This window comes from Streptomyces sp. NPDC021562 (assembly GCF_040640875.1).
In the GTDB taxonomy this organism is placed as follows: Bacteria; Actinomycetota; Actinomycetes; order Streptomycetales; family Streptomycetaceae; genus Streptomyces.
This window is the reverse complement of the sequence record NZ_JBFACN010000012.1, coordinates 169,109-196,083: the sequence shown is the minus strand read 5'-3', so window position 1 is coordinate 196,083 and position 26,975 is coordinate 169,109. Positions and strand designations below refer to the sequence as shown.

General features: G+C 72.3%; 28 protein-coding genes. 15 read left to right on the top strand and 13 right to left on the bottom strand.

Annotated features, from left to right (window positions below; translation table 11 throughout):
• Positions 1–13: 13 nt before the first annotated feature.
• The 4 genes from AB0G52_RS20645 to AB0G52_RS20630 all read right to left on the bottom strand — a co-directional run bounded on the left by AB0G52_RS20645 (position 14) and on the right by AB0G52_RS20630 (position 5,179).
• Positions 14–1,561, bottom strand: coding sequence for a hypothetical protein (locus AB0G52_RS20645; RefSeq protein WP_361337718.1), 1,548 nt, complete (start codon positions 1,559–1,561; stop codon positions 14–16).
• The gene (locus tag AB0G52_RS20640) at positions 1,561–3,651 is read right to left on the bottom strand and encodes a hypothetical protein (protein ID WP_132890349.1); all 2,091 of its coding nucleotides are present in this window, start codon (positions 3,649–3,651) and stop codon (positions 1,561–1,563) included. The genes AB0G52_RS20645 and AB0G52_RS20640 overlap by 1 nt, the downstream gene beginning before the upstream one ends.
• Before the next feature lie 93 nt (positions 3,652–3,744).
• Positions 3,745–4,728: a 2-oxoglutarate and iron-dependent oxygenase domain-containing protein gene (locus tag AB0G52_RS20635; RefSeq protein ID WP_132890348.1), complete on the bottom strand. Its 984-nt coding sequence runs from the start codon at positions 4,726–4,728 to the stop codon at positions 3,745–3,747.
• The gene (locus AB0G52_RS20630) at positions 4,721–5,179 is read right to left on the bottom strand and encodes a nucleoside deaminase (protein WP_132890347.1); all 459 of its coding nucleotides are present in this window, start codon (positions 5,177–5,179) and stop codon (positions 4,721–4,723) included. The genes AB0G52_RS20635 and AB0G52_RS20630 overlap by 8 nt, the downstream gene beginning before the upstream one ends.
• A gap of 110 nt (positions 5,180–5,289) precedes the next feature.
• Between AB0G52_RS20630 and AB0G52_RS20625 the strand changes: the two genes are divergently transcribed.
• Both AB0G52_RS20625 and AB0G52_RS20620 read left to right on the top strand, forming a co-directional pair.
• A complete protein-coding gene (locus AB0G52_RS20625; protein ID WP_132890346.1) occupies positions 5,290–6,639 on the top strand; it encodes a PucR family transcriptional regulator in 1,350 nt (449 codons plus the stop codon).
• A 107-nt stretch (positions 6,640–6,746) separates the two neighbouring features.
• Positions 6,747–7,751, top strand: a complete 1,005-nt coding sequence (locus AB0G52_RS20620; RefSeq protein ID WP_361337715.1) for a CorA family divalent cation transporter — start codon at positions 6,747–6,749, stop codon at positions 7,749–7,751.
• Here AB0G52_RS20620 and AB0G52_RS20615 read toward each other — a convergent pair.
• The 3 genes from AB0G52_RS20615 to AB0G52_RS20605 all read right to left on the bottom strand — a co-directional run bounded on the left by AB0G52_RS20615 (position 7,748) and on the right by AB0G52_RS20605 (position 10,298).
• Positions 7,748–9,142: a cytosine permease gene (locus AB0G52_RS20615; RefSeq protein WP_132890342.1), complete on the bottom strand. Its 1,395-nt coding sequence runs from the start codon at positions 9,140–9,142 to the stop codon at positions 7,748–7,750. The genes AB0G52_RS20620 and AB0G52_RS20615 overlap by 4 nt on opposite strands.
• 149 nt (positions 9,143–9,291) lie before the next feature.
• Positions 9,292–9,534 (bottom strand): chaplin, encoded by a 243-nt coding sequence (locus AB0G52_RS20610; protein WP_132890341.1) that lies wholly within the window; start codon positions 9,532–9,534, stop codon positions 9,292–9,294.
• 113 nt (positions 9,535–9,647) lie between these two features.
• Entirely contained in the window at positions 9,648–10,298 is a 651-nt protein-coding gene (locus AB0G52_RS20605) for an NAD(P)H-dependent oxidoreductase (RefSeq protein ID WP_132890340.1), read from the bottom strand.
• A 133-nt stretch (positions 10,299–10,431) separates the two neighbouring features.
• Between AB0G52_RS20605 and AB0G52_RS20600 the strand changes: the two genes are divergently transcribed.
• Complete coding sequence (locus AB0G52_RS20600) at positions 10,432–10,782, top strand: helix-turn-helix domain-containing protein (RefSeq protein WP_132890339.1); 351 nt, start codon at positions 10,432–10,434, stop codon at positions 10,780–10,782.
• A gap of 18 nt (positions 10,783–10,800) precedes the next feature.
• Here the strand turns inward: AB0G52_RS20600 and AB0G52_RS20595 are convergent, their stop codons facing one another.
• Together AB0G52_RS20595 and AB0G52_RS20590 are read right to left on the bottom strand one after the other, a co-directional pair.
• Entirely contained in the window at positions 10,801–11,067 is a 267-nt protein-coding gene (locus tag AB0G52_RS20595; RefSeq protein ID WP_132890338.1) for a PLD nuclease N-terminal domain-containing protein, read from the bottom strand.
• 24 nt (positions 11,068–11,091) lie between these two features.
• Entirely contained in the window at positions 11,092–11,649 is a 558-nt protein-coding gene (locus tag AB0G52_RS20590; protein WP_361337712.1) for a TlpA disulfide reductase family protein, read from the bottom strand.
• Between the two features lie 64 nt (positions 11,650–11,713).
• Between AB0G52_RS20590 and AB0G52_RS20585 the strand changes: the two genes are divergently transcribed.
• The 6 genes from AB0G52_RS20585 (at position 11,714) to mqnE (ending at position 17,139) form a co-directional block, all read left to right on the top strand.
• On the top strand, positions 11,714–13,171 hold the full coding sequence (locus tag AB0G52_RS20585) for a menaquinone biosynthesis decarboxylase (protein ID WP_132890337.1): 1,458 nt from the start codon (positions 11,714–11,716) through the stop codon (positions 13,169–13,171).
• Positions 13,168–14,070 carry a menaquinone biosynthesis prenyltransferase MqnP gene (gene mqnP, locus AB0G52_RS20580; RefSeq protein ID WP_132890336.1) on the top strand — a complete coding sequence of 301 codons (903 nt, stop codon included), beginning with the start codon at positions 13,168–13,170 and terminating at the stop codon, positions 14,068–14,070. The genes AB0G52_RS20585 and mqnP overlap by 4 nt, the downstream gene beginning before the upstream one ends.
• 46 nt (positions 14,071–14,116) lie before the next feature.
• Positions 14,117–14,689, top strand: a complete 573-nt coding sequence (locus AB0G52_RS20575; RefSeq protein WP_132890335.1) for a Uma2 family endonuclease — start codon at positions 14,117–14,119, stop codon at positions 14,687–14,689.
• A 55-nt stretch (positions 14,690–14,744) separates the two neighbouring features.
• Complete coding sequence (locus AB0G52_RS20570; RefSeq protein WP_361337708.1) at positions 14,745–15,392, top strand: UbiX family flavin prenyltransferase; 648 nt, start codon at positions 14,745–14,747, stop codon at positions 15,390–15,392.
• A gap of 62 nt (positions 15,393–15,454) precedes the next feature.
• Complete coding sequence (locus AB0G52_RS20565; RefSeq protein WP_030640941.1) at positions 15,455–15,910, top strand: Lrp/AsnC family transcriptional regulator; 456 nt, start codon at positions 15,455–15,457, stop codon at positions 15,908–15,910.
• 65 nt (positions 15,911–15,975) lie between these two features.
• A complete protein-coding gene (mqnE, locus tag AB0G52_RS20560; RefSeq protein ID WP_132890334.1) occupies positions 15,976–17,139 on the top strand; it encodes an aminofutalosine synthase MqnE in 1,164 nt (387 codons plus the stop codon).
• Between the two features lie 79 nt (positions 17,140–17,218).
• Here the strand turns inward: mqnE and AB0G52_RS20555 are convergent, their stop codons facing one another.
• Positions 17,219–17,953 carry a hypothetical protein gene (locus tag AB0G52_RS20555; RefSeq protein ID WP_361337706.1) on the bottom strand — a complete coding sequence of 245 codons (735 nt, stop codon included), beginning with the start codon at positions 17,951–17,953 and terminating at the stop codon, positions 17,219–17,221.
• Between the two features lie 80 nt (positions 17,954–18,033).
• Between AB0G52_RS20555 and AB0G52_RS20550 the strand changes: the two genes are divergently transcribed.
• From AB0G52_RS20550 to AB0G52_RS20535, 4 genes are all read left to right on the top strand, one after another.
• Positions 18,034–18,693 carry a UdgX family uracil-DNA binding protein gene (locus AB0G52_RS20550; protein ID WP_361337704.1) on the top strand — a complete coding sequence of 220 codons (660 nt, stop codon included), beginning with the start codon at positions 18,034–18,036 and terminating at the stop codon, positions 18,691–18,693.
• 26 nt (positions 18,694–18,719) lie between these two features.
• A complete protein-coding gene (locus AB0G52_RS20545; RefSeq protein WP_132890331.1) occupies positions 18,720–19,244 on the top strand; it encodes a GNAT family N-acetyltransferase in 525 nt (174 codons plus the stop codon).
• Between the two features lie 80 nt (positions 19,245–19,324).
• Positions 19,325–19,630, top strand: coding sequence for a DUF4229 domain-containing protein (locus AB0G52_RS20540; RefSeq protein ID WP_358981206.1), 306 nt, complete (start codon positions 19,325–19,327; stop codon positions 19,628–19,630).
• A 48-nt stretch (positions 19,631–19,678) separates the two neighbouring features.
• Positions 19,679–20,365 (top strand): TetR/AcrR family transcriptional regulator, encoded by a 687-nt coding sequence (locus AB0G52_RS20535; protein ID WP_361337702.1) that lies wholly within the window; start codon positions 19,679–19,681, stop codon positions 20,363–20,365.
• A 97-nt stretch (positions 20,366–20,462) separates the two neighbouring features.
• Here AB0G52_RS20535 and AB0G52_RS20530 read toward each other — a convergent pair whose 3' ends face one another.
• On the bottom strand, positions 20,463–21,305 hold the full coding sequence (locus tag AB0G52_RS20530; RefSeq protein WP_361337700.1) for a MaoC/PaaZ C-terminal domain-containing protein: 843 nt from the start codon (positions 21,303–21,305) through the stop codon (positions 20,463–20,465).
• A 16-nt stretch (positions 21,306–21,321) separates the two neighbouring features.
• Positions 21,322–22,632 carry a 3-oxoacyl-ACP reductase gene (locus AB0G52_RS20525; protein ID WP_361337698.1) on the bottom strand — a complete coding sequence of 437 codons (1,311 nt, stop codon included), beginning with the start codon at positions 22,630–22,632 and terminating at the stop codon, positions 21,322–21,324.
• 76 nt (positions 22,633–22,708) lie between these two features.
• On the opposite strand from AB0G52_RS20525, the gene AB0G52_RS20520 reads away from it, so the two are divergent.
• Positions 22,709–23,992 carry an acetyl-CoA C-acetyltransferase gene (locus AB0G52_RS20520; RefSeq protein WP_361337696.1) on the top strand — a complete coding sequence of 428 codons (1,284 nt, stop codon included), beginning with the start codon at positions 22,709–22,711 and terminating at the stop codon, positions 23,990–23,992.
• 283 nt (positions 23,993–24,275) lie between these two features.
• Entirely contained in the window at positions 24,276–26,180 is a 1,905-nt protein-coding gene (locus AB0G52_RS20515; protein WP_361337809.1) for an AMP-binding protein, read from the top strand.
• A gap of 93 nt (positions 26,181–26,273) precedes the next feature.
• Here the strand turns inward: AB0G52_RS20515 and AB0G52_RS20510 are convergent, their stop codons facing one another.
• Positions 26,274–26,972: a TetR/AcrR family transcriptional regulator gene (locus AB0G52_RS20510; RefSeq protein WP_361337694.1), complete on the bottom strand. Its 699-nt coding sequence runs from the start codon at positions 26,970–26,972 to the stop codon at positions 26,274–26,276.
• Positions 26,973–26,975 lie beyond the last annotated feature (3 nt).

Genomic DNA, 26,975 nt, shown 5'->3' with positions numbered 1-26,975 from the left:
CCGGGCCCGCAGCCTAGGACGGCGGCAAACACTCAGAACCCGGCGGCTTCCCCTCCGGCCAGGCCACGGTCACGAACCGCGACCCACCCACCGCCCGCAACTCCACGATCGGTACTGCCTTGTCGTACGGATTCCCGTGCACGTCGAGGCAGATCCACCCACTCGCCCCGTCCACCCGCAGCGACCCCTTCACCTGCGGCCACTGCAACCCCACGTCGGCCAGCGCCGGCACGGCCCGCCCCTCCGGCACCGCCTCCCGGATCCCGTGCACCGCGAGCCGCATCGCGTCGTACGCGATGATCAGCTGCCCGTCCTCCAGCGCCACCGGCCCGATCGGCCCCACCGGTGCCTTCTCCGCGCTCTTCAGCAGCGCGTCCAGCGTCGCCATGTCGGTGGCCGAACCGCCCGTCCTCGGGCTGCCCGCGCCCCACGCGTCGGGATGGGCGAGGGCGGTGTAGCGCACCGACAGGGTGGGTCCGAGGGCGGCCCGGTCCAGCCGGGCCTCCCCGGTCAGGTACGACCCCTCGTCCCCCGTCAGCACCGTGAACTTCCGGTCCTGGCAGCCCCGTCCGCCCAGCGCGTTGATGAACTGCCGCAGCTGCGTGTGCCGCCCGGCGAAAAGGATCGTGTCGGTGGCCCGCGAGGTGTCGCAGATCAGGTTGGTGATCTGCCGGAACGTGTTCGCGGTCGTCCCCTCCTGGCTGCGGTCGGCCGGCGGCGTGAACGGCTGCGGCTCGTACGGCGAACCCTTGAGCAGGGTCAGGAAGGACTTCTGCAGGGTGCGGGTGTACGGGTCGCCCGGCCTGTCGTACACCAGCAGCGCCCGCCCGGCGCTGACCTTCGCGAACGAGGCCAGCGCACGGGCCTCGTCGGTGTTGGTCGGCGACACCCGCGCCAGACCGGGGTAGGGGTCCTTGCCGCCCTGCCCGTTGGCGAGGTCGTCGGCGGTGATGGAGGAGCCGACCACCGGGATGCCGAGCCGGGTCAGCTTCCTGACGGCCTTCTTGTTGTTGTCGGTGCTCTGTCCGACGCCCGCGACGGCCCGCAGCCGGTCCGTGCCGCCGGTCATGCCGGCCAGCCGGTCCACCATCTGCTTCCAGTACTGGCTGGTGGCGCCGGGGTTGGCGAGGACCAGCCGGATGCCCGGGGCCTCGCCGTTGGAGTCGTGGTTGGCCTGGTACTGGGCGAGGTAGGCGCCCTGGAGTTCGTGCTGGATGTCGGTGAGACTGGCCGCCGCCGTCGAGGTGTACGGCAGCATCACCGCGACCGTGACGTAACTCCCGGCCTTCAGACGGGCGTTCTCGCGGGCGATGGCACGCACGGTGGGCCGCAGCTGCGGGTGCCCGAAGTCGTACGCGGTCGTCGCCACGCCCACGCACTCGGTGCTGCCCTCGGGCCTGGCCACCCCCGGTGCGCAGGAGCGGTCGTCGTGGGTGACCGTACGCACCCCGACGACCAGGGCGGCGACCAGTCCGGCCGCCACCAGCAGGGCCAGATAGCGGCGCAGCGGTATCTCCCAGACACCTTCACGCAACCACGTGCCCACGCCCCGCCCCGCCATCACGCCACCCCGCTCCGCTCGTCGTCGGCCTCGTCGTCGTCCGGTTCCGCGAGCGGGCGGCCCGCGAGCGCGGCGGCCGGCCAGTCCCGGGAGGCCCGCCACAGCAGCGCGTTGCCGGCCGGCCGCAGGTTGGACAGCTGCTCCAGCTCGAAGCGGAGCCGGTCGGCCACCTTCGGGTCGGGCAGCACCAGCGGATCGGCGAGCTGCCACACCGCGTGCAGCAACCGCCGTACCCGCAGGTGGAGTACGGCGTCCACGCCGTCCGGCACCCGCTGGTCCGCGTCCGTGCGGCCCAGGGCCACCGCGGTGCGCCGGTCGGCGTGGCCGGTGAAGTCGCGGCCCTCGGCGTCATGGGCGTGGAAGTAGGGCGCGGAGGCGATGAAGCGCAGGCTCTCCAGCCAGTCGCGGGCGTCCAGGAGCGCGAAGCCGTCGCGGAGGTGGGCGACCGCGGGCTCCGTCCTGCCCAGGGCCAGTTGGTGGTGCAGCCGGAAGCGGGCGAGGCGGTCGGTGCCGAGGAGTTCCGCGTAGTGCCCGGCCAGCGTCGTGTGGGCGGTGCGCCAGGCGGCGTGGTCGGCGTCCCGCAGGTGCAGCCGCAGCAGCAGGAGGGTGCGCACGAAGGGGTCGCCGACGAACTGGCCGGGTACGACGGGCAGCCCCTCCAGGACGAGCCGGCTCTGCAACGCCCGTACGTCCGCGGGACCGAAGTCGTCCGGGAGCAGCGCGGCGGCCAGCGCACAGGCCGAGTCGTGGTCGTGGGCGGCGGCCAGGACGGTGAGTTCGTCGAGGCGGTCGGCGGGGACCAGCCGGTCGAGGAGCTGGAGGTAGGCGGGGGCGGCCGGGCCCTCGTCGGTCAGCCGTACGTCGGCGGTGAGCAGTTCGCCGAGCGCGCCGGTCCGGTCCGGGTGCTGTGCCGCGGTCTCGGCGAGCACGGTGACGCCCAGCGGGTTGCCGCCGGTCAGCCGGTGCACGGCCTGCGGGAGCCGGGGCGCGGCCGGGGTGTCCACGAGGTGCAGGGTGTCGTCGGCGGTGAGCGGCGGGAGGGCGACCAGCAGCGCCCGGGAGGACGGCGCGGCCGCGTCCGGTGTCCATCCGGTGCGCCGGGCCACCTCCGCCAGCTCCCGTCGGGCGCCGTTGCGCAGCAGCTCCCGGCCGTCGCCGCGCAGTCCGGCGACGAACGCCACGTGGTCGGTGACGCCGTCGGCGCGGTCCCGCAGCACCGCGTCCAGCAGGCCGGGTCCAGGCCCGGTCCCCACGTTGTCGAGCAGCACCAGCGGGCGGCCGAGCCGCCGCATGCGGGGCAGCACCCCCGCGTAGGCCTCCGTCAGGTCGGCGAGCAGGGCGCGCACCAGATAGCGCTCGGCGTGTTCGCGGGAGGTGCCGCCCGCCCGGAAGTGCCCGGAGAGCAGGATCAGCCCGCGCTGGGCGTTCCCGCCCGCGTTGGGGTAGGCGCGGTACCAGACGGACGCCTTCTGGTGGCGGCGGCTGCTGAAGCCCTCGGCGACCGACTCCAGGGTGGCCTCGATGGCCCCGGAGACCAGCGGTCCGGTGCCGGTCGCGGCGGCGACCACCTTCGCGGCGACCTTCCCGGCCCACCGCCCCGCGAACCCGCTGATCCACGAGCCGCTCTCGCCCAGCAGCAGGATCCGCTCCACCTCGCGCCTGATCCGCTCCGAGTCGGCGTCGCCCCAGCCCCCGGCGGCCACCGCGACCAGGCCGGACATCAGCCGTGGGAAGGTGATCCGGCCGGCGCCCGTCACCGGTTCGGCGAGCTGTTCGGCGACGACCAGCAGCGCCTGCGCGAGCGGCGACCAGGACTCGGCGGGCCGATCGGCGGGCGGCGCCGCGAACTGCGGGTCCGCGCAGTCGGCCAGCGCGACCGGGGTGTGCCCCTGGTAGGCGTCGCGCAACTCGGCGAGCACCGCGCTCTTGCCGAGCCCGCGCGCCCCGGTCAGCACGACGAACGGCAGCTCGCCGGGGTCCTCGACGGGATGGGCACGGTGGTGGTACGGCCGTAACCCGACGATTCTCGGCACGAGCCCGGCCGGCTCGACGTCGAACAGCGCTCCACGCCCGTGCAACCGTCTGTGCAAGGCAGTCCCCCCTCGACGCAAGTGTAGAAAGGGGAAGTTGCTTCAGGCCAGATCGCGTGGTGGCTGTTGGGTCACGAAACCGGCACTGTGGGATCAGCCGACGGTGATCGAGTCGAGTTTGTCCCTCAGGTAGACGTGCGAGTCCACCGGTGGATAGGTCACCCGTCCGACCGGTGCCGGAACGGACTCGACGATCGTGCCCGGGGTGCACTCGCCGAAGTAGACGAGGGACATCAGCTCCTCGGTGGGGGCGTCGGCGGGCGGCGGGAGCACCCGGTGGCGGCCGGAGCGCCAGCGGTCGCCGGTCCAACGGGCCATCAGGTCGCCGATGTTGATGGTGAAGGCCGCCGGGTCGTAGGGGGCGTCCTCCCAGCCGCCCGCGTCGGTGTGGACCTGGAGTCCGCCCTTGCCGGCCTGCCGGTCCAGGATGGTCACCGTGCCGAAGTCGGTGTGCGGGCCGATCCGGAACTGCCCCGGCTGGGGCTCGCCGACGACGTCCGTCCCCGGGTACCAGTTGATGTTGAAGCCGTACGTCGGATGGTCCATGTGCCGGGAGAAGAAGTCCCGTTCCAGCCCGAGCGCGTACCCCAGCAGGGACAGCAGCTCCTTCTCCAGCTCCGCCATCCGCTCCAGGTACTCCTCGCAGAGCGCCCGCAGTCCGGGGATCTCGGCCGGCCACACGTTGGGCGCGTACCACTCGGCGTTGACCGCCGGGTCCGCGAAGGGTTCGTGGGTCGCGAAGGTCAGCGACTCCTTCAGGTCCGGTGGGGTCGCGGTGCCCTCGGAGTAGCCGTTGGCCTCCGCGCCCGGCCCGAGCCAGCCGCGTCCGCCGACCTTCGCCTCGTACCGCTGCTTGGCCTCGGTGGGCAGCGCGAAGAACGCGCGGGCGGCCGCCCGTACCGCGGCGCGCAGCTCCGGGGCGACCCCGTGCCCGGTGACGAGCAGGAAGCCGGCGGTCTGAAGGGCCGTGTCGACGGTCCGGGCGATCTCCTGGCGGCCGGCCTCGTCGCCGTCCCGCCAGGGCCGCAGGTCGATGGTGGGGATGCGGGGGCCGGAGCCGGAACTCGTGCTACTCACCGATGTCCTCGTTCCACAGAGCCGGGTGGGTGTCGATGAAGTCACGCATCAGTGCGACGCACTCGGGGTCGTCCAGCAGGACGATCTCCACCCCGTGCTCGGCGAGCCAGTCGTGGCCGCCGTGGAAGGTGGCCGCCTCGCCGATCACGACCCGTGAGATGCCGAACTGGCGGACCAGGCCGGAGCAGTACCAGCAGGGCGACAGGGTGGTCACCATGGTGGTGCCCCGGTACGTCCGCTGCCGTCCCGCCGCGCGGAAGGCGGCCGTCTCGGCGTGCATGGACGGGTCGCCGTCCTGGACGCGCCGGTTGTGCCCGCGGCCGAGCGGCTCGCCGTCGGCGCCGTAGAGCGCCGCCCCGATGGGGATGCCTCCCTCGGCGAGCCCGGCGCGGGCCTCGGCCACCGCGGTGCCGAGCCAGGCGCGGGCCTGTTCCTGGTCCAAAGGCTTCATGACTTCACTCTCCAGTGGCCGAAACACCGGGGCAACGTGCGGAAAGTACTCTCCGGGCCATCCGCAGCCGGACGAAATGTCAGCGCCGCTCTCCGCGCCCTGGAGGCCCCGTGCCCGCACTCACCCTCCGCGAAGTCCTGGCCCTTGATCTGGTGCTGGCGGCCCGCCCCGAACTGCTCGCCGGGGAGGACGCCCTCGACCGGCCGGTCCGCTGGGTCCACTCCAGCGAGGTCTACGAGGGCGCCAACTTCCTGGACGGCGGTGAACTGCTGCTCACCAACGGCTTCGGACTGACCGACGCGGCCGAGGAGGTGCGCCGCCGCTACGTCCGGGAACTGGCCGCACGCGGCGCGGCCGGTCTCGCGGTGGAGGTCGGCCGGGCCCTGCCGGCCATGCCCGCGGAGGTGACCGACGAGGCCCGCCGGCTCGGCCTGCCCCTGCTGGCCCTGCACCGGGTCGTGCCCTTCGTCCGGATCACGGAGGCCGCCAACCGCGCGATCGTCGCGCGCGGGCTGTCCGGGTGGTCGGCGGGCCGGCCTCGGGGCGACGACCACACCGCGGCCCTGCTGGCCGACCTGGCCGACCGGGCCGCGCTCAACCAGCCCGAGGTGGACGCCCGCGCGGCGCTCGCCGGGTTCCGGCCGGGGCCCGGGGCGCGCCTGCTCGGGGTGTCGGTGCACGGACCGCGGGAGACCGGCGCCGTGGACCGGGCGGTACGACTGCTGGGCGGGGTCCCGGTGCTCCGGGCCGCCTTTCCCGGCGACGTCCTGGCCCTGCTGGCACTGCCGGCCGCCGGGGGCCGCGGAGGTGGGGGCCGGGGCCAAGGCGGTGGCGCCGACGGTGGCCGGGGGAGCGCCGGACCGGTGGGCAGGGGCGCGGGGCCCGGCATCGGCGACCCCGTCCGCGCCGTCCAGGAGGCCTTTCGCACGGCCGCCGGTCTCGGGCTCACCGTCGCCGTGGGTCACGCCGTCGAGGCCGACGGCGGCTGGCTGCACTGGAGCGAGACGCTGCGCGCGGCCCGCACGACCCTGGAGCTCGCGCTGACCGTGCCGCCCGCCGAACCGGGTGCGGCGGACGGCCCGTCGGTGACCTCCGCCCGTGCCCTGGCCCTGGAGCGCGAGCTGACCCGGGGCGGGATCGCCGCCAACCGGGAGCGCCTCGCCGCCCTGGTCCAGCACACCCTGGGACCCTTGCTGGCCTGGGAGGCGGCACACGCCAGCGACCTGGTCCGCACCCTGGAGGTGCACCTGCGGCACGGCTGCTCCCCGACCCGCACGGCCGCCCTCCTGCACATCGGCCGCCAGTCCCTCTACCAGCGACTGGAACGCATCGAGTCGCTGCTCGGCCTGGAGATCGACGACCCGGACCTGCTGGGCGAACTCCTGACGGCGGCCTGCGCCCACCGGGTGGTACGGGGGACGAGCGCGGCCCGCCCACGGGGCCTGCGCACGGTGGCCTGAGGGACCCGACAGGGACCGGTCCGGAACCTCACCCGTTCGAGGCAGACGTGCGCGGCAGCCGAGGGCATGCGGGTGCGGGGGGCGGCCGCCGCGCACACGCTGGGAGCGTGGGCCACGGGACCGGCGGTGACGCGATGATCGTGACGGTGGTGGCGGTGCCGGACGGGGACACCGCGCGCATCTCCGTGGCCGAGGCACGTCACCGCCTCGCCGCGGAGCCGTTCCTGCTCCTCGGGGTCGAACTGCCCGAGGAGGAGGGGCCGGCGCCGGATCCGGTGCTCCGGCGGCTCGGCCTGGACGACACCGACCTGGAGTGGTTCGGCCGGCAGGACGCCTCGCCGCGGGCCGAGTTCCTGGGCGACACCGCCGGGTTCGTCGTGCCGGTGGTCCACGAGGGCGGGGTCGCGTACGTGCACGCCCTGGCCTCCGAGCGCCACCTGGTGATCGTCCACTGGGGCCGCCGGGCCGGACTGGAGCGGTCCGTCACCGCCCAGGTGCGGCGGGAACGCCCGCACGACGCCGTGGCCACGCTGTTCCTGATGCTCCAGGAGGCGCTCACCACCTTCCGCCGGGCCGCGGTGCACGCGCTGCTCCAGGTGGAGGAGCTGGAGGACGACATGTTCGAGGCGCGGCGTCCCGAGCAGGTCTACCGGCTGTCCCAGCTGCGCCGCCACTCCGCCGTCCTGCACCACGCGCTGCTGCCCTACCTCCAGGGCGTCGACGAGGTCATCACCCGCAGGATGATGAGCCGTGACTTCCCGGTGGAACGGCAGCGGCTCGCCCAGGAGTTCCAGCGGGCGGGGCGCCTGGTCCTCGCGGACATCGAGTCCCTCCAGGACGCCACCCGCCGGGCCTTCGCCAGTTACGGGTCCCTGGTCGCGGGCGAACAGAACGGCGTGATCAACCGGCTAGCCATCGTGTCCGTCATCTTCCTGCCGCTGTCGTTCCTGACCGGGTTCTTCGGCATGAACTTCGAGTTCCTGACGAACCGGCTGGAGACCAGGGACGAGTTCTGGCTGCTCGCCGTGGGCCTCCAGCTGCTCGCCGTGGTCGGCTCGCTCTTCCTGCTGCACCGCAGCCGGATCTGGCGCCGGCTGCGGGACGACGACTAGGCGTTCCGGGCGCGTCCGCGCAGGGCCGTGTACAGGAGGGCGCTCACCGCGAAGCCGACCAGGGGGGTGATGTCGCCGAAGGACGGCCAGTGCTCCGGGACGTAACCCACGTAGTCCTCCTGGTTGGAGAAGAGCGGGACGGAGACCGCCACGCCCGCCAACAGGGCTGCCAGCCCCGGCCAGTTGGTGAAGGTGGGGTCGGTCAGCCGGGCGGCCAGCTCCTCGTCGGTCGCGGTACGGCCCTGGAAGAACCGCTCCACCAGGACCACGCCCAGCCAGGGCGCCACCCAGTACGCGATGACCAGCAGGAACGCCTCGTACGCCGCGCCCGCGTCGTCCAGCGAGGCCCAGGCCGCCGCCGTACCGGCGACGCCCGACACCACGACCAGCGCGCTGCGGCTGAGCCAGGTGGGCAGCCGCAGGCCGAAGGAGGCGATGGAGATCGCCCCGGAGTACACGTTGAGGGCGTTCGCCGAGATCCCGCCGAGCATGATGGCGATCAGCACCAGGTCGCCCAGCCAGCCGGGCAGGTGACCGGTGAAGGCCGCCGTCGGGGTGGCGCCCTTCGGGGCGGCGACGGTGGCCGAGGCCGCGCCGATGACGGCGACGATCGACACGGACACGAACAGGCCGACGGCCGGCCACAGGACGGTCCGCACCTTGTTCGCCGTGCGCGGGAGATAGCGCGCGTAGTCGGCGGCGTACGGGTTCCAGCCGGCCGCGTATCCCCAGGCCGCGCTGAACGCGAGCAGGAAGCCGCCGACGCCGCCGCCGGAGCCGCCCCCGCCGAGGTCGGCGTCCTTGAACGTCCACACCCCGGCGAGCAGGAAGACGACCGCGAGCGCCGGGAACGCGTACTTCTCGAAGGTGTGCACGAAGTTGTGGCCGATGAAGCCGATCAGGATCTCCGCCACCACGACGAGCAGGAGGCAGGGCAGCGGGCGCAGGCCGGTCAGGGTGTTCAGGGCGAAGGCCGCGCTCACACTGTTCACCGCGAACCAGCCGACGCCCGCGAGCAGGCCGTTGGCGGCGGCGGGCAGGATGTTGCCGAGGCGGCCGAAGGAGAGGCGGCCGATCACCATCTGCGGGACGCCGAACCGCGGGCCGTCCAGCGACAGGATGCCCTGCGTGAGGGCGCCGAGCGCGGTGCCCAGCAGGATCGCGGCGGTCGCCGTCCAGAAGTCGAGGCCGAAGAAGAGGACCGCGATCACGCCGATGTAGACGGTCGCGAACTCGATGTTGGGTGAGGCCCAGGTCCACAGCAACTGCAGGGGGCTGCCGTGGCGTTCGGCGTCGGGGATCGGCTCCGAGCCCGCCGCCTCCACGGCGATGACCCGGTCGCCGTACGCGGGGGCGATACTGGTGGTGGAACCGGCGGGAGCTGTCGTCATACGAGGTAAGTGTCGGGTTCGCCCCCGCTGCGGCCCAGGGGCGCACTGTCCGTTTCGGACGGCTCACCGGCGTACAACCTGCACGCACAGAGAAGTTCCGGAGGGCGCGTCGTCCTCCGGAAGTCCTCTGGGGTTTCCTGCGGCCCGGGTCAGCCGTTGGTGCAGGTGTTGCCGGCCGCCGGGTCGAGCAGGCCGATCAGGTTGATGCTGTCGCCGCACACGTTGACCGGGATGTCGACCGGGACCTCGACGACGTTGCCCGACAGCACGCCCGGGCTGTTGGACGCGGTGCCGCTGGCGTCGGCGCCGTTGTCGGCGAAGGCGGCGGTGGCACCGCCGAGGGCGAGGGCCGCGGCGACGGCACCGGTGACGGCGAGGGAACGGATGCGCATGACTGCCTCCTGGGCGTCGGATGGGAACGCGTCCATCACAACCGCCCACCGCCGAACCCGCATGCGCTGCTGGGCCGATCGGTGCAACGGCCCCGCGCCGGGCGCCCGGCGCCCTACGCTGCCAGGCGTTCCGCGAGGCTCTTCGCCTTGGTGGCCGCCTCCTGGAGGGCGCGGTCGCGGGACGCCTCGTACAGCGGCACCAGTTCGGCCATCGCCGGGTTCTGCGGGGCCATGGTCAGCTCCGGCACGATGAAGTCGACCTCCAGGCCGAGCGCTTCGCCGAGGAGCGCGGTCAGGTAGTTCTGCACGTACTCGAACGGCTCACGCGGGGTGCCCGGCGCGTACGAGCCGCCGCGGCTGGCCACGACGGTGACCGGGGTGCCCTTCGCGGACGGGTTCTCGCCACCCGTGCGGCCGAACAGCACCACGTTGTCCAGCCACGCCTTGAGCGTCGAGGGGATCGTGAAGTTGTACATCGGGGCGCCGATGAGCACCGCGTCCGCCTGCTCCAGCTCCTCGATCAGCCGCACGCGGGCCGCGAAGGCCTCGGCCTGCTCGGGGGAGTGCGTGGCGGGGTCGGTGAAACCGGCGAGGTGGGTGGCCGCGGTGATGTGCGGCACCGGGTCCGCCGCCAGGTCGCGGTAGATCACCGTGCCGTCGGGGTGCTGCTCCTGCCAGGCCGCGCGGAACGCGTTCGTGACGGCGCGGGAGGCGGACATCTCGCCGGGGAGGAGCGAGGAGTCGATGTGGAGAAGGGTGGCCATGGGGCACTCCAGACAAACAGGACAGCAGCCCGACGCAGGGCCGCGGGGGCTGAGGATTAGTACTGAACTATAGATAGCACAGGTACTTACTTTTTCTCAGTCCCGTCCCATGGCGGGGCTGTACTCTGATCCCATGTCGGTGGAGCAGGCCCATGACCCGGAGCGGTGCCAAGGTGTGGACGTCGGCATCACACGCGTCTTCCAGGTGCTCGGCAAGCGCTGGAACGGCCCGATCCTGTCCGTCCTGATGGACCGGCCGACCTACTTCGCCAGTCTGCGCCGCGCCATCCCCGGCATCAGCGAACGCATGCTCTCCGACCGCCTGGCCGAACTCGGCGCCGCGGGGCTCGTCCTGCGCGAGGTCGACGAGGGGCCGCCGCTGCGCGTCGCCTACCGCCTGACCCCGGCGGGCGCGGCCCTCGAACCCTCCCTCAGGGAACTGGGCGAGTGGGCGAAGGAACACCTGCCGGAGAGCCCCTGCTAGCGGGAGGGCACGGCCCTCTCAGTCCGTGTGCGGGTCGTCCGGCTTCAGGGACTTCAGGAACTCCGGGTTGTCGTCCGGCGCGACCCACCGTGCGCGGGGCTGCCGTGTCTTCCCCGCCACGAGCCAGGCCACCGGGCCGACCAGGACCTCACCGAAGACCAGGATGACCACCACCCAGGCCAGTTTCGGCAGCACGCGCACCTCGTCCTCGGGGGTGTTCAGGCAGTCCACGAAGGCGTAGATCCACAGCGCGAGGACCAGCAGGAAAGGCAGATACCTGAGCATGGCGGCCAGGGTAGCGGGTGCGGCTCAGTGCCTCCCGGCGAGCAACGGCCCGACGACCCTCCGGACGCCGGCCGCGGTGAGCGGGCTCAGGTACCGCGCGGCGATCTTCCCGTCGCGGTCCACGAAGAGGGTGTACGGCAGCGCCTGCGCCTTGTACCCCCGGGGCAGGCGGAGCAGCTGACGGCTCGCGGGATCGTGCAGGCTCGGGTAGGACAGCCGGTGCTGCTCCTGGAAGGCCCGCCCCTTCTCCCGCCGGGCGTCCATGTCCACGCCGAGCACCTGGACGCCCTCGGCCGCCAGCTCCCGTTGCGCCTGCGACAGTTCGGGCGCCTCGGCCCGGCAGGGACTGCACCAGGACGCCCAGACGTTCAGCACGACGACCTTGCCCCGGTAGTCGGCGAGCCGGACCGGGCGGCCGTCCAGGTCCTCGCCCGTGAGGTCGGGGGCGGTCTGCCGGTCGGCGGCCGCCACCCGGATCAGCGGGGAGACGGGCGAGGCGCCGGACTCCCGCGGGGGCGAGCACGCGGCCGACGGGACGGCGATCAGCAGGACGAGCAGCGGTAACCAGCGGCGGACTGTCACGGCCGACGAGTATCGCAGGGGGCGGTGACCGGGTCCGCACCCCGGGTGGCCGATACTGGGACACATGGCTTACGACGATCTTCGCTCCCTGCTCCGGGCACTGGAGCGCGAGGGAGACCTCAAGCGTGTCAAGACCGAGGTCGACCCGTACCTGGAGGTCGGGGAGATCGTCGACCGGGTCCAGAAGGCCGGTGGCCCGGCACTCCTCTTCGAGAACGTCCGCGGCTCCGCCATGCCGCTCGCGATGAACGTTTTCGGCACCGACCGCAGGCTGCTGAAGGCCCTCGGCCTGAAGTCGTACGGCGAGATCTCCGAGAAGATCGGCGGGCTGCTGCGCCCCGAACTCCCGCACGGGTTCGGCGGGGTGCGGGAGGCGTTCGGCAAGCTCGGCTCGATGGCGCACGTACCGCCGAAGAAGGTGAAGTCCGACAGCGCGCCCGTGCAGGAGGTCGTCCTGAAGGGCGACGAGGTGGACCTGGACCAGCTGCCGGCCCTGTTCACCTGGCCGCAGGACGGCGGCTCCTTCTTCAACCTCGGGCTCACCCACACCAAGGACCCGGAGAGCGGGATCCGGAACCTGGGTCTGTACCGCCTCCAGCGCCACGACCGGCGCACCATCGGCATGCACTGGCAGATCCACAAGGACAGCCGCAACCACTACCAGGTGGCGGCGCGGCGCGGCGAGCGCCTTCCGGTCGCGATCGCCTTCGGCTGCCCGCCCGCCGTGACCTACGCCTCCACCGCACCCCTGCCCGGCGACATCGACGAGTACCTGTTCGCCGGGTTCATCGCGGGCAAGCGGATCGAGATGGTCGACTGCAAGACCGTCCCGCTCCAGGTCCCGGCGCAGGCGGAGGTCGTCCTGGAGGGCTGGCTGGAACCGGGCGAGATGCTGCCGGAGGGCCCCTTCGGCGACCACACCGGCTTCTACACCCCGCAGGAACCCTTCCCGGCGCTGACCATCGACTGCGTGACGATGCGCCGCCGCCCCCTGCTCCAGTCGATCGTCGTCGGCCGCCCCCCGACGGAGGACGGCCCGCTCGGCCGCGCCACGGAACGCTTCTTCCTCCCCCTCCTGAAGATCATCGTCCCGGACATCGTGGACTACCACCTCCCCGAGTCCGGCGGCTTCCACAACTGCGCGATCGTCTCGATCGACAAGAAGTACCCGAAGCACGCGCAGAAGGTCATGCACGCGGTCTGGGGGGCGCACATGATGTCGCTCACCAAGCTGATCGTGGTCGTCGACGCCGACTGCGACGTCCACAACCTGCACGAGGTCGCCTGGCGGGCCCTCGGCAACACCGACTACGCCCGCGACCTCACCGTCGTCGAAGGCCCGGTGGACCACCTCGACCACGCCTCCTACCAGCAGTTCTGGGGCGGCAAGGCGGGCATCGACGCCACGAAGAAGTGGCCCGAGGAGGGCTACACCAGGGACGGCGGCTGGCCGGACATGGTCCTGTCGGACCCGGATACGGCGGCGAAGGTCGACCGCCGCTGGAAGGAGTACGGCCTGTGAGCTCCGCCTCCGCAGCACTCCCGCAGCCGGGACGCACCAAGGCGTTCCTCCGCCTGGTGATGATCGAGCACTCGGTCTTCGCGCTGCCCTTCGCGTACATCGCCACGCTGACCGCGATGTTCGAGCTGGACCGGAACATCCACTGGGGCCGGCTGCTCCTGGTCACCGTCTGCATGGTCGGCCTGCGGACGTTCGCGATGGCGGTCAACCGGATCATCGACCGCGAGATCGACGCCCGGAACCCGCGCACCGCCCAACGCGAGCTGGTCACCGGCGCGATGAGCGTGAGGCACGCCTGGACCGGCGCGCTGATCGCGGTGGCGGTCTTCCTCGGTTCGGCGGCCCTGCTCAACCCCCTGTGCCTGGCGCTCGCACCGGTCGCCGTGATCCCGATGGTCGTCTACCCCTACGGCAAGCGGTTCACGAACTTCCCGCAGGCCATCCTCGGCCTCGCCCAGGCCATGGGCCCGATCGGCGGCTGGCTCGCGGTCACCGGCGAGTGGTCCTGGGACGCGGTGATCCTGGGCCTCGCCGTGGGCGTCTGGATCGGCGGCTTCGACCTCATCTACGCCTGCCAGGACGTCGAGACCGACCGCGAGATCGGCGTCATGTCGGTCCCGGCCCGCTTCGGCATCCCGGCCGCGATCTGGGGCGCCCGGGTCTGCCACGCGGTGGTGACCGGCCTGTTCGTCTGGTACGCGGTCGTCACCGGCGCCGGTGCCTTCTTCTGGCTGGGCCTGGTGATCGTGGCCGGTGCCTTCCTCTACGAGCACTCCATCGTCCGCCCGCACGACCTCTCCCGCCTCAACCGCGCCTTCTTCAGCGTCAACGGGTTCATCGGCATTGCCCTGTTCGTGTGCGCACTGCTCGATCTCCTGGTGCGGGGTCTGACCGTCTGAATACCGTGCGGCCTACCATCGAGGGCAGGACCCCAGGGAGGACGCAGTGACCGTCTCGGACCTTGATCGCCTGCACTCGCAGCTCAGCCGGTTCGAGGACATGTTCCCCGGCTATCGCATGGAGATTGTCGAGGGCAACATCATGATGAGTCCGGTCAAGCCCCACCACGCCAAGACCATCCGCCTGGTCTGGAACGACCTCGCGGCACAACTCGGCTCGGAATGGGACTTCACCAGCGATGTCGCGTTCCCCTTCGACGAAGCCAATGAGTTCTGCCCCGACCTGGCCGTCATTCCGGCTTCCGAGACCGCGAAGAACGAGGGCGCGTACTCCCCGGATCTCATCGAGCTGGTCGTCGAAGTGGTTTCCCAGGGCAGCATCCGCCGCGATTACGAGGTCAAGCCCCGCTGGTACGCCTCCCGGGGCATCGCCAACTACCTCCTCTTCGACCCCCTCAAGGGGCACGTCGTCACGATGTGGAACCCCAGTGGTGAGGGCTATCAGGGGCGCGACACCATTCCGTACGGCCCCGAGCTGACCGTCGTCTCGTCGCTCGGCAAGCTCACCCTGCCCACCTCGCGCCTCCCCGTCGACCCGAAGGCGCCCCACCCCGCCTGAGCCTCGGTCGGCGCGCCGGTACGCTCAAGGTGTGAACGCAGGAGAAACGCAGCGCGTGCCTTGGATCGTGGGGGTGTCCGGGGCGTCCGGTACGCCCTATGCCGCCGCCGTGCTGCGCGGCCTGCTGGACGCGGGGGAGAGCGTCGACCTGGTGGTCAGCCGGGCCTCTCGGCTCACGTTGCTGGACGAGACCGGGATCTCCTTCCGGGACGCGCACTGGCGCCGGGACCTGGGGGAGTGGCTGGCGCGGGGCGCCGACGGCAAGCCGGGCACCTTCGAGACGGACCTGACTCGGGTGCGGTACTGGAGCGCCGGTGACCTGGCCGCCGGGCCGTCCTCGGGGTCGTACCCGGCCAAGGGCATGCTGATCGTGCCGGCGTCCACCGCCGCCGTCGCCGGGGTCGCCCTCGGGCTCTCCAAGGACCTGCTCCAGCGGACGGCCTCCGTCACCCTCAAGGAGCGCCGCCCGCTCGTCGTGGCCGTCCGGGAGACCCCCCTGGGCGGTCAGACCCTGCGCCACCTCGTCACCCTGGACGACCTGGGGGCGGTCGTCCTCCCCGCCTCGCCGGCCTTCTACGCGGGCGCCACCCACATCCAGGACCTGGTCGACTTCGTCGCCGGACGCGTCCTGGACGCCGCGGGCGTCGGGCACCGGCTCTACCGCCGCTGGCAGGGCGACCTCGGCGGCGGCGCGGGCCAGTAGCGGTACCTCATCAGCACCATCTCTCATCCACTCCGGAACTTTCAGCGGAAGGCTTCGATCGCATGGACGCCGTGGACAGGCAGCTCATCCAGGCCCTGAGGGAGAACGGCCGGGCCTCGTACGCTGAGCTGGGCCGTCTCGTCGGGCTGTCGGGACCCAGCGTCACCGACCGCATCAACCGGCTGGAGGCGGCCGGGGTCATCACCGGCTACCGGGCGACCGTGAACGCGGCCTCGCTCGGGCTCGGCGTGACCGCTCTGATCGGCATCTCCCTCTCCGACGCGGCCGACCACGAGGACGTGGCGCAGCGGCTGCGGGACCTGCCGGAGATCGAGGACTGCTGGTTCATCGCCGGCGACGACTCGTTCATGCTCAAGGTGCGCTCGACGGACGTCGACGGCCTGGAGAAGACGATCCGGCGGCTGTCCGGCACGAAGGGCGTGTCCCGGACCCGTACCACGATCGTGCTGTCCACGAAGTGGGAGAACCGGGTCGGGGAGCTGCCCGAAGAGGTCTAGCCGTACGGTTGTCAGAGTCTTCCGGGGGAGTCTTCCGGGGGAAGTCTTCCGAGAGAGGTGTGGGAATGGACGTCGGGCTCAAGCGTGAGCTGGAGGAGAAGGTCAGGGCCGGTGAGCGGCTGACCCGCGAGGACGGCATCGCGCTGTACGAGTCGGACGACCTGGCCTGGCTGGGCGGTCTCGCCCACGAGGTGCGCACCCGCAAGAACGGTGACGTCGTCCACTTCAACGTCAACCGCCACCTCAACATGACGAACGTGTGCACGGCGTCCTGCGCGTACTGCTCGTTCCAGCGCAAGCCGGGCGAGAAGGACGCGTACACGATGCGCATCGAGGAGGCGGTGAAGCTCGCGAAGGCGATGGAGGGCGAGAACCTCACCGAGCTCCACATCGTGAACGGCCTGCACCCGAACCTGCCGTGGCGCTACTACCCGCGCTCGCTCAGGGAACTGAAGGCGGCGCTGCCGAACGTCTCGCTGAAGGCGTTCACGGCCACGGAGATCCACCACTTCGAGACCATCTCCGGGCTGTCCGCCTCCGAGATCCTCGACGAGCTGATCGACGCGGGTCTGGAGTCCCTGACCGGCGGCGGTGCGGAGATCTTCGACTGGGAGGTCCGGCAGCACATCGTGGACCACCGCACCCACTGGGAGGACTGGTCGCGGATCCACCGCCTGGCGCACGAGAAGGGTCTGAAGACCCCGTGCACCATGCTGTACGGCCACATCGAGGAGCCCCGCCACCGCGTCGACCACGTGCTGCGCCTGCGTGAGCTCCAGGACGAGACCGGCGGCTTCCAGGTCTTCATCCCGCTGCGCTACCAGCACGACTTCGTGGACATGAAGGACGGCAAGGTCCGCAACCGGCTCCAGGCCCGCACGCAGATGGCGACGGGCGCGGAGGCGTTGAAGACCTTCGCGGTGTCGCGCCTGCTGTTCGACAACGTCCCGCACGTGAAGGTCTTCTGGGTCATGCACGGCGTGCAGACGGCGCAGCTGGCGTTGCAGCACGGGGCCGACGACATGGACGGCTCGGTGGTCGAGTACAAGATCACCCACGACGCGGACAACTACGGCACGCCGAACAAGCTGACCCGCGAGGACCTCCTCGACCTCATCCGCGACGCGGGCTTCCGCCCGGTGGAGCGCAACACGCGCTACGAGATCATCCGCGAGTACGACGGCCCGGACCCGGCCCGCAGGGACTCCCCCCAGCCGATGCGGCTGTGAGGGCACCGACGGTGCGTTCCCGGGTGCGGGTGCGGCCGGCACCGCCGCGGCGTGCACGGCTGGCCGAAGAGCCCACCTGTCATCCGTTCCACTGAGCTTGATCATTCCCCTGGGCGCCGATGCCGTGCCGGTGCGCGTACACGATGGCCTGTGAGTGGCCGGCCTGGGCCAGGCACGCACGTCCCCGTATCCACAGCCCCAGGCTTCGGAACAGACTCATGGTCACGGACAGGAAGATGAAGCCGTTCGTCAGCCCGGTGTCGCTCAGGTGGTCGGTGGCCAGGAACACACCGAGCCCCACAGGGAAGATGTGCTGAGCGCCGTAGGCGAAGGCGAGGCGGGCGGCGGTGACGCCGATCCAGATCGCCGCGTAGCCGACCCCCGAGCGGCTGACCGCGGCGGGTTTGGCTCCGTGGGACGAGGCCCGCCGCCGGCTTCGCCCATTCGGGTGGTACTCGACTGACACCAGCAGCGGGCAGACCGAGAACAGGCCGAGCGCCGCCCCGGCAAGCGCGCCGGACCCTTGCAGCAGAAGATCGTTTTCGCCGGTGGGCAGCGAGGTGAAGAAGAACGGCACGATGAGGACGACGCCGATGATCGGCCGTCCCACCCTGAACCAGCCGATCTTGCGGCGGCCGAGGTCGGACTCGAGCACCACGGCCAGGATCGCCAGCTGCATGATCACGATGTTCGTTGTCATGCAGCCACTCTCGCCGCGGCGCCCGGTCCTGCCATCGGCCTCGGGGTCGGTGACGGGTGGAGATGTGGGGGCGGGGGTGGAGACCGCGGCATCCACCTCGAGGTGGAGGAACATGCCGACGGCGGCTCCGTGGTCGAGGTCCCCGCCGCACCCGGAGACGAATCCGTACCCCCCGCGGTGGGTACCCGGCCCCCATGTCCACCACCGGTGCCCCGGAGGAGGCGTACACCGCGACCCCCTTCCTCCCCGACGGCCGGGAGCCGAGCCTCACCGCGCTCCGGCGGGCCGCCGCCGGCTGTCGCGGGTGCCCGCTGCACCGGGACGCCACGGGGACCGTCTTCGGGAAGGGCAGGGCGCACGCCCGGGTCATGCTCGTCGGCGAGCAGCCCGGCGACCAGGAGGACCGGCAGGGCGAGCCCTTCGTCGGCCCGGCCGGGAAACTCCTCGACCGGGCTCTCGCGGACGCCGGCCTCGACCCGGCCGACGCCTACGTGACCAACGCCGTCAAGCACTTCAAGTTCACCCGGACCGGACCCCGTAAGCGCCGCATCCACCGGACCCCCTCCCTCCGCGAGATGTCGGCCTGCGCCCCCTGGCTCGCCGCGGAGCTGGCCGTCGTCGCCCCGGAGCTGATCGTCGTACTCGGCGCCACCGCCGGAAAGGCCCTGCTGGGATCGTCGTTCCGGGTCGGCGAGGTGCGCGGGACCGTGCTGGAACGGGAGATACACGGCCGCCCCGAGCGCCTCCTCCCCACCGTCCACCCGTCCTCCGTCCTGCGGTCGGACGATCGTGCGCAGGCCTACCAGGGCCTCGTCGCCGATCTCGAAGTCGCCGCCCGGACCCTGTCGTCATAGCCGTCGGTAATGGCTACACTGCGCGAGTGCCTCTTACTTTCACTCTCGATCCCGACATCACCCCCGCCCTCCGTGACGGCGTCCTCGACCTGTGGACGGAGGTGTCCAACGCGGGCGGGGCCGTCGGCTTCGTCGCCCCGGTGACCCCGGAGGACATCCGTCCGGAACTGGTCCGGCACCTCGTCGCCATGGCCGAGGGCCGCCACCGGCTCCTCGTCGGCCACGACGAGTCCGGCACCGTCGCGGCCACCGCCTTCTTCGCCTTCAACACCCACCGTCTGATGAAGCACTGGGTGTGGCTGTACACGGTGATGGTGCACCCCAAGCTCCAGGGGCAGGGCCACGGCCGGGACCTGCTCGCTGCGGCCGCCGACGCGGCCCGCGGGTTCGACGGCACGACCGCGATACGGCTCACCTGCCGCGGCGGCCAAGGACTGGAGAGCTTCTACGGCTCCTGCGGATACCAGGAGGTCGGCCGGGTCCCCGGCGCGATCCGGGTCGCCCCCGGCGACGACCGTGACGACATCACCATGCTGCTCTCCCTGGCCTGACCCGACCCCACTGCAAGATCGGCCCCACGTCGTGCTTCACTGGACGGTGCCCCTTTTCGTCGTCGGAAGACTGGATTGAGATGCTCCGCTACACGCTGATGCGCCTCGGTATCTTCGCGGGCTGCCTCCTCGTCGTCTGGGGCCTCGTCTACGCCGGTGCGTTCCCCCGCGGCTTCGGCGACTCCAACCCGCTGTGGATCCTGCTGCTGTCCCTCGTCCTGTCGGCGCCGATCAGTTTCGTCGTGCTGCGCAAGGAGCGGGACCGCGCGTCGGTCCAGGTCTCGCAGCGTGTCGACCGGATGAAGGCCAACATCGAGGCCAACCGGAGCCAGGAGGACGACGTGGCCGACGAGGCCGCCGCCCCGGCCCGGAGCCAGACCTCCTGAACCGCACGGGCGGCTCCCAACCCCGGCGCCGCAACTAGGCTTTGGCCCATGGGTGCCGTGAAGACCAAGCGGATGCCGCGGGCGGTCCGTGAGCAGCAGATGCTCGACGCCGCCGTGCGGACCTTCGGACAGCGCGGCTACATGGCCGCGTCCATGGACGAGATCGCCGAACTCGCCGGGGTCTCCAAGCCGTTGGTCTACCTCTACCTCAACTCCAAGGAAGACCTGTTCACGGCGTGCATCCGCCGTGAGGCCGACGCGCTGACCGAGGCGGTCCGCACCGGTGTCCGCCGCGAGCTGCCCGCCGACCGCCAGCTCTGGGACGGGCTCCAGGCGTTCTTCGCGCACACCGCCGCCCACCCCGACGGCTGGTCGGTGCTGCACATCCAGGCCCGTACGCACGGCGAGCGGTTCGCCTCCGTGGTGGCGGCGATGCGCGAGGAACTCGTCGCGTTCGTGACCCAGCTCATCGCCGTCGCCGCCCGGGAGGCGCACCGTGACCCCGACCTGGCCGAGGCGGAGGTGGCGGGCCTCGCGGAAGCCCTGGTCGGCGCCGCCGAGTCCCTCGCCGCCTGGGCCAACGCCACGCCGGGGGTGACCGCCAAGCAGGCCGCGACGACCCTGATGAACTTCGCCTGGGCGGGCCTGGGCGACCTGATGGAGGGGCGCCCCTGGTCCCCGCCCCACCCGACGGCCCCCGATCCGGCCGGCCGCCGCCCAGGAACGCCCCGCTGACCGCCCACCCCGACCACCGGCGCACGCCTCCCCGCTCCTGCGAACTCTCCCGGTCACCGGCCTGGACCCCGCCCGGCCCGCCTGCTCAGGCCTCTCGTCAGGCCTCCCGGGCGGACACCCGGCCCCGGACGTGCACCCGGTCCCGGTCCGGGCCGCGCAGTGCGAAGCGGCCGGTGCCGTCCGCCGTGTACAGCACCGTCGCCGGGAGCGGCACCGGCGCCCGGAACTCCGCCGTCACCCGGGCCCGTTCGGGCACCCCGTGGGCGGCGAGGCAGCGGGCGACCGTCCACATGCCGTGCGCGATGGCGCGGGGGAAGCCGAAGAGCCGGGCGGTGGGCGCGGAGAGGTGGATGGGGTTGCGGTCCCCGGAGGCGGCCCCGTACCGCCGCCCGACGTCGCCGGCGATCCGCCACTCGTCGACGACGGGCAGCGGCTCGTGCGCCGCGCGCGGTTCCGCACCGTCGTACGACGTCCGGTGCCGCGCGAGATAGGTGCTCCGCGACTCCCACACGACGGCCCCGCCCATCCGCATCTCGGTCACGACGGCGGCCTCGGTTCCGCGCCGGTGCGGGCCCAGCCCCTCGACGCGGACGGAGACCTCGTACACCGCGTCCGCGGGCAGCTCCGCGTACCGGGAGATCTCGATGGACGTGTGCACCAGCCCGAGCAGCGGGAGCGGGAAGTCCCGGGCGCTCATCAGCTTCATGGCCAGCGGGAACCCCAGGACATGGGGGTAGGTGACGGGCAGCCCCTCGGCCCCGGTGGCGAACCCGCAGACGCGCTCGTAGGCGGCGAGCCTCGACAGGTCGGGGCGGAGCCCGGGGAGCACGAGCGGGGCGCGGGGGAACGCCGCGTCGGAGGCGGGCCTCTTGAAGGGCGACAGCAACGCCCCTCGCACGAACAGGGGCCCGAGGGCGGGCGGGTCGGTCAGGACTGTCACGGTGTTCGCCTTTCCGCTACGCGCCCAGCAGGCTCTGCCCGCAGACCCGCACGATCTGCCCGTTGACCGCGCCCGATCCCGGCTGCGCCAGCCACCCCACCGTCTCCGCCACGTCCCCCGGCGTCCCGCCCTGCCTCAGCGAGTTCATCCGCCGCCCCGCCTCCCGGATGAACAGCGGGATCGAAGCGGTCATCCTCGTCTCGATGAAGCCGGGCGCGACGGCGTTCACCGTCACCCCGTACTCGGCGAGCGCCCGCGGCGCGAGCCCCCGCACCAGCCCGACGATCCCCGCCTTGCTCGCGCCGTAGTTCGTCTGCCCCGCGTTGCCGGCGATCCCGGCGATGGACGCGGTGCCCACGATCCGCCCGCCGGCGTTGACCGCCCTCCGCTCCAGCAGCGCGTCCGTCGTGCGCAGCACGCTCCCCAGGTTCACGTCGAGCACCGAACCCCACCGCTCGGCCGGCATGTTGACCAGCCGCCGGTCCCGGGTGATCCCCGCGTTGTGGACGAGGACGTCGAGCCCCGCCGGCAGCGCGTCGGCGATCCGCGCCCCCGCGTCCGCCTCGGTGATGTCGAGGGTGAGCGCCCGGCCGCCGAGCCGCTCGGCGACCGCGCGGGCCTCCGCCTCGGCCGCCGGTACGTCGAGGACCACCACCCGCGCCCCGTCCCGTGCCAGCGTCTCGGCGACGGCCGCGCCGATCCCGCGGGCGGCCCCGGTGACCAGCGCGGTGCGCCCGGCGAGCGGCCGTTCCCAGTCGTCCGGTACGGCGAAGGGGCCCGCGCCGACCTCGATCACCTGCCCGCTGACGTACGCCGACCGCGGGGAGAGCAGGAACCGCAGGGTGGACTCGGCGGACCGGGCGTCCCCGGCGATCCGGACGAGGTTGACGGTCCTGCCCCGCCCCGCCTCCTTGCCCAGGGACCGGACGAACCCCTCCAGCGCCTGCTGTGCGGCGTACTGGTGGTGGTCCGTGTGGTCGAGCGGGGCGCCGAGCAGGACGATGCGGCCGCTCGCGGCGACCGACCGCACGACGGGGTGCAGGGCCGCGTGCACCTCGCCGAGCGTCTCGACGTCCCGGACGCCGGTGGCGTCGAGGACGACGGCTACGGGGGAGCCGGCGCCGGGCCGCAGGCCGGTGCGGGCCAGCACCGGCGCCAGTTGCGCGTCCAGATCCGGCTTGCCGGCGGTCAGGTGCAGCAACTCTCCGGTGAAGCCGGGGTGTTCGGGCGACCAGCGGATCAGCTCGGCCGGTTGCGGCAGCCCGAGCCGCCGGGTGAGGAAACGGCCGGGCGCGGATCCGGCGAAGCTCAGATAACGGTCTGCCATGCCCAGCCCCCATGTGCTTACTCTGGAGTAAGGTTACCGGAGGTAATCCTATGTCACCGGGGAGGAAGAGGTCGAGATGAGCGTTGTGAGGTTCCCTCGCCGGGTCGCGGTGGTCGGCGGCAGCCGGATCCCCTTCGCCCGCTCCGACGGCCCGTACGCCACCGCCTCCGACCAGCAGATGCTGACCGCGGCCCTGGACGCACTCGCCGACCGCTTCGGGCTGGAACAGCCCGGCGCGGTGGGGGAGTTCGTCGCCGGAGCGGTGCTCAAGCACAGCCGGGACTTCAACCTCGCCCGTGAGACCGTCCTCGGCTCGAAGCTGGACCCGCGCACCCCGGCCTACGACATCCAGCAGGCCTGCGGCACCGGGCTGCAGGCGATCGTCGCCGCCGCCAACAAGATCGCCCTCGGGCAGACGGAGTCGGCCGTGGCCGGCGGCGCGGACACGGCGAGCGACGTGCCCCTCGGCGTCAACGACGCGCTGCGCAGGATCCTGCTCGAAGCCCGCCGGGCGAAGTCCCTCGGCGGCCGGCTCGCGGCCCTCGCCGGGATCCGGCCCGGCCACCTCGTCCCCGACATCCCGCGCAACGCCGAGCCCCGCACCGGTCTTTCGATGGGCGAACACGCGGCGGTGACCGCACGGGCCTGGGGGATCGACCGGCGGGCGCAGGACGAACTGGCGGCCGCCAGCCACCAGCGCCTGGCGGCCGCGTACGAACGCGGCTTCTTCGACGACCTGGTGGTCCCGTTCCGCGGCCTGACGCGGGACCAGAACCTGCGGCCGGACTCCACCGTGGAGAAACTCGGCCGCCTCAAGCCGGTGTTCGGCACCGCGGACCCCGACCCGACGATGACGGCGGGCAACTCGACCCCGCTCACCGACGGTGCCGCGCTCGTGCTGCTGGCCTCCGACGACTGGGCGGCCGAGCGCGGCCTGCGGCCGCTCGCGTACCTGACGGCCTACGAGACCGCCGCGGTCGACTTCGTGCACGGCGACGTCGCGGACGGCGAGGACGGGCTGCTGATGGCGCCCGCGTACGCGGTGCCGCGCATGCTGGAGCGGGCGGGCCTCGACCTCGCGGCGGACTTCGACCTGATCGAGATCCACGAGGCGTTCGCCTCCCAGGTGCTGGCCACCCTGGCCGCCTGGGAGAAACGGGGACTGCCGGCCGTCGACCGGGACCGGCTGAACGTCAACGGCTCGTCGCTGGCCACCGGGCACCCGTTCGCCGCCACCGGGGCCCGGATCGTCGCGACCCTTGCCAAGGCGCTCGCCGAACGGGAGAGTCCGGGGCGGGGGCTGATCTCCGTCTGCGCGGCGGGCGGTCAGGGGGTGACGGCCGTCCTGGAACGACCGTGACCCGCCCGTGAGGGGCTGATGTGAGAGACCCTCACGTAACCTCCGGGATTGCACAGGCTTGGCCCCGTACCATCCCGGAAACCCCACAACGCCGCCACAGCGGAGCCGTACGCTCTCCGTCCAACCGCCGGTAACCCCTTTCGGAGGTCCGGCCCCGGTGAACGCCTCGCCGCATGAGGCACGTACGTGATGCAGCAAGCAGTTCACCGCTGCACGCCCGAGGAGCCGCCCCGTGTCCACTTCCTCCTTCCAGAACGCCGCCCCGGTCTCCTCCGGTGTCACGATCAACGCCACGGACTACGACGGGAAGCCGATCCTGGTCGAGCCGCACGTCCAGCGGCTGGACGGGGCCGTGCGGGAGGCGTACGTACCGCCGTTCGCACCGCCGATACGGCACGGCTCGCTCGCCGACCTGCCGTTCGAGAACGCCGAGCGGGAGCCGGACGCGGTGGTGCTCAGCCGCAAGACCGACCCCGAGGGCGGGCGCTGGGCCAACGTGACGGCGGCGGAGTTCGCCGAACAGGTGCTGGCGGTGGCGAAGGGGCTGATCGCGGAGGGCCTGATGCCGGGCGACCGGATCGCGGTCATGGCCCGCACGACGTACGAGTGGACCCTGCTCGACTTCGCAGCCTGGGCGGCCGGCCTGGTCACCGTCCCGATCTATCCGACCTCCTCCGTCTTCCAGACCCGCTGGATCCTGCACGACTCCGGCGCGGTCGCGCTGGTCACCGAGACGAGCGCGCAGGCCGCCGCACTCGGCCCGGAACTCGACCGGCTGCCCGACCTGCGGCACCTGTGGGTGATGGACAAGGGGCACGTGGACCGGCTCGCGGAGGCGGGCGGCCACGTCCAGGACGCCGAGGTCGGGGTCCGGCGGGGCATGCTCGGCCCCGACACCCTCGCCACCCTCATCTACACCTCGGGTACCACCGGCCGCCCCAAGGGCTGCGCCCTGTCGCACGGCAACTTCTTCGCCGAGGTCGACAACGCGATCGAACTCCTCTACCCGATCTTCAAGGCCCGCAACGACGAGGAACTCTCCATCCTCCTCTTCCTCCCCATGTCCCACGTCTTCGGCCGGATGGTGGCGATCGCCTGCGTGCGCGCCCGGGTCCGCCTCGGCCACGCCCCCAGCCTCAAGGCCGAGGACCTGCTCCCGGACCTCGCCGCCTTCAAGCCGACCTGCCTGCTCACCATCCCGTACATGCTGGAGAAGGTCTTCAACACCGCCCGGGCGAAGGCCGAGGCGGGCGGCCGGGTCGCCGTCTTCGACCGCGCCACCGGCATCGCTCAGCGCTACGGCGAGGCACTGGAGGCCAGCCAGACCGGCACCGGCAGCGGTCCCGGCCGCGCCCTGAAGACCGCCCGCGCCTTCTACGACCCGCTCGTCTACCGCCGGATCCGCGCCGCCATGGGCGGCCGGGTCCGCCACATCATCTGCGGCGGCTCACCGCTGGGCCGCCGACTCGCCGCGTTCTACGCCGGCGCGGGCATCGAGATCTACGAGGGCTACGGCCTGACCGAGACCACCGCCGCCGCCACCTGCACCCCGCCGCTCAAACCCCGGCTGGGCACGGTCGGCTGGCCGATGCCCGGCACCAAGGTCCGGATAGCCGCCGACGGCGAGATCCTGATCGCGGGTGACCACGTCCTGCGCGGCTACTGGGACCCGGCGGCCGGCGGGGTCGTCCCCGCCACCCGGGACGGCTGGCTGGCCACCGGCGACATCGGCGAACTCGACGACGAGGGCTACCTCACCATCACCGGCCGCAAGAAGGAGATGCTCATCACCGCCGGCGGCAAGTCGGTGGCCCCCGCCCCGCTGGAGAACTGGCTGCGCTCGCACCCCCTGATCTCCCAGGTGATGCTGGTCGGCGACGGACTGCCCTACGTCAGCGCGCTGATCACCCTGGACCGGGACGGACTCACCCACTGGCGGCAGATGAACGGCAAGCACCCGGTGCCGCCGGAACTCCTCCTGGACGACGAGGAGTTGCGCGCCGTCCTGCAACGGGCCGTCGACGAGGCCAACAAGCTCGTCTCCCGCCCCGAGTCCATCCGCCGCTTCACCGTGCTCCCCGTCGACTTCACCGAGGAGGCGGGCCACCTGACCCCGTCGATGAAGCTCCGCCGCGACACGATCATGAAGGACTTCGCACCAGAGATCGAGAGCTTGTACGCCAAGTAATAAGCCCTGCTCAGGCAGCGCCCCGATAGGGGCGCGGGGAACTGCGCGAGCAACCACGACGCTCCCGCACCCGTAGAACCACCCCGCGGGGGGTCACCCCTCCTCGGCCAGCCGGTCCAACCACTCCCCCAGCAACTGCCGCTCCGCCCCACTGAGCACCGTCTGCTCGGGAAGCCCGGCCCGCAGCGCCCGCGCCGCCCCGGCCGGCCCCGCGGCCCGCACCGCCGGCTCCTCCGTGGTGATCGCCGTGACCATCGCCTCCCTCAGCGTGCCGAGCAGCGCCGGATCGCGGTCGGACTCCGGCATGGACAGCCAGGTGAGGACGGCGCCGCGGGCCGTGGCGTGGATGACGTCGGCCGCGAGCGTCTCGCCGACTCGCAACAGCCCGGCGACGGTCAGCCGCCGTACCCGGCCGCGGAGGATCTCCAGACCCGTCCGGAAGGCGGGCGAGTCCCGGCGCGAGACGTCGCCGTACATCAGGGAGTACAGCGCGGGGTTCTCCAGACCGAACCGGACCGCCAGGTCCCAGCTGTCCCGCAGGTCCTGGATCGGGTCCTCGGGGTCGGGGTCGACCTTCTTGCTCGCGAGGAAGGTGGCGAAGCCGTGCTCGGCCACCGCCGCCAGCAGCCCCTCCTTGTCGCCGAACAGCCGGTAGATGGCCGGGGGCTGGAGTCCCGCGGCGACGGCCACCGCGCGCGTGGTGACGGCGTCCCGTCCGTCGCGCTCCAGCAGGGCGATGGCGGCGTCGACGACGCGTCGGCGGGTGTCCGTGTCACGTGGCTCCGAGGGCATGCA

Coding starts and splice junctions, on each gene's coding strand:
- AB0G52_RS20645 (WP_361337718.1), bottom strand. CDS start 1,561: ATGGCGGGGCGGGGCGTGGGCACGTGGTTGCGTGAAGGTGTCTGGGAG.
- AB0G52_RS20630 (WP_132890347.1), bottom strand. CDS start 5,179: ATGAAGCCTTTGGACCAGGAACAGGCCCGCGCCTGGCTCGGCACCGCG.
- AB0G52_RS20615 (WP_132890342.1), bottom strand. CDS start 9,142: ATGACGACAGCTCCCGCCGGTTCCACCACCAGTATCGCCCCCGCGTAC.
- AB0G52_RS20610 (WP_132890341.1), bottom strand. CDS start 9,534: ATGCGCATCCGTTCCCTCGCCGTCACCGGTGCCGTCGCCGCGGCCCTC.
- AB0G52_RS20605 (WP_132890340.1), bottom strand. CDS start 10,298: ATGGCCACCCTTCTCCACATCGACTCCTCGCTCCTCCCCGGCGAGATG.
- AB0G52_RS20600 (WP_132890339.1), top strand. CDS start 10,432: ATGTCGGTGGAGCAGGCCCATGACCCGGAGCGGTGCCAAGGTGTGGAC.
- AB0G52_RS20595 (WP_132890338.1), bottom strand. CDS start 11,067: ATGCTCAGGTATCTGCCTTTCCTGCTGGTCCTCGCGCTGTGGATCTAC.
- AB0G52_RS20585 (WP_132890337.1), top strand. CDS start 11,714: ATGGCTTACGACGATCTTCGCTCCCTGCTCCGGGCACTGGAGCGCGAG.
- AB0G52_RS20565 (WP_030640941.1), top strand. CDS start 15,455: ATGGACGCCGTGGACAGGCAGCTCATCCAGGCCCTGAGGGAGAACGGC.
- mqnE (WP_132890334.1), top strand. CDS start 15,976: ATGGACGTCGGGCTCAAGCGTGAGCTGGAGGAGAAGGTCAGGGCCGGT.
- AB0G52_RS20555 (WP_361337706.1), bottom strand. CDS start 17,953: ATGTTCCTCCACCTCGAGGTGGATGCCGCGGTCTCCACCCCCGCCCCC.
- AB0G52_RS20550 (WP_361337704.1), top strand. CDS start 18,034: ATGTCCACCACCGGTGCCCCGGAGGAGGCGTACACCGCGACCCCCTTC.
- AB0G52_RS20540 (WP_358981206.1), top strand. CDS start 19,325: ATGCTCCGCTACACGCTGATGCGCCTCGGTATCTTCGCGGGCTGCCTC.
- AB0G52_RS20535 (WP_361337702.1), top strand. CDS start 19,679: ATGGGTGCCGTGAAGACCAAGCGGATGCCGCGGGCGGTCCGTGAGCAG.
- AB0G52_RS20525 (WP_361337698.1), bottom strand. CDS start 22,632: ATGGCAGACCGTTATCTGAGCTTCGCCGGATCCGCGCCCGGCCGTTTC.
- AB0G52_RS20520 (WP_361337696.1), top strand. CDS start 22,709: ATGAGCGTTGTGAGGTTCCCTCGCCGGGTCGCGGTGGTCGGCGGCAGC.
- AB0G52_RS20510 (WP_361337694.1), bottom strand. CDS start 26,972: ATGCCCTCGGAGCCACGTGACACGGACACCCGCCGACGCGTCGTCGAC.